The organism is Bacillus sp. JJ664 (assembly GCF_036962205.1).
Taxonomy (GTDB): domain Bacteria; phylum Bacillota; class Bacilli; order Bacillales; family Bacillaceae_G; genus Gottfriedia.
Map to the genome: position 1 here is coordinate 896 of NZ_JBALMS010000213.1, position 768 is coordinate 1,663.

Annotated in this window: 1 protein-coding gene; it reads left to right on the plus strand. The window is 34.0% G+C overall.

The window, feature by feature from the left end; translation table 11 throughout:
* A partial coding sequence (locus tag V7056_RS20325) for an N-acetylmuramoyl-L-alanine amidase family protein (RefSeq protein ID WP_499704201.1) occupies positions 1-767 on the plus strand: 767 nt, incomplete at its 5' end.
* Position 768 lies beyond the last annotated feature (1 nt).

Sequence of the window (768 nt, forward strand, 5' to 3'; positions counted from 1 at the left end):
TATTAGCCGATAAATTAAATATCAGAGCAGAACAATCCGTAACTTCTAGTAAGATTGGCACAGTTTTAAAGGGTCAAGAACTAGTATTAATAACCAAATATACAAACTGGTCAAAAATTAAGTATAAGAATTTAGTTGGATACGTCAGTAATGATTACATTTCTACTAAATCGAATTCACTTGATCAAACCATTGTCATTGCGATTGATGCAGGACATGGAGGCAAGGACCCAGGAACACATTTTAAGGAATTTAATGAAAAAAGCATTACATTAGATACTGCATTGAAAATAAGACGATCCTTTGAATCTTCAAACGTTCAAGTAGTTCTAACGAGAGAATCAGATGTTTTCTTAGATTTAGGTGAGCGAGTTAAAATTGCTAAGCAAAATAAAGCAATTATATTCGTAAGTATTCACGTAAATTCAGGCAGCGGCACGAGCGGCGGTGGTTCTGAAACTTATTACTATGGTAATACCGGTAAAAATCCGTTCATAGCAGAAAGTCAATTATTAGCATCTTCTATTCAAAAAAAAATGTTACAGGCTTGGAATTTATCTGACCGAGGAGTCCATCATGGTAATTTTCAAGTGATCAGGGATAATGCAATGCCAGCTGTCCTTACTGAGTTAGGTTTCATTGATTCGAAGAAAGATCAAGCTTATTTAAGCTCAAATGAACAATTAACATTAATCGCAGAGGCTATCCATGACGGAATTGTAAACTACTTACAAAAAGAAGGTTATATCTTACAACAAAGTACTTAAT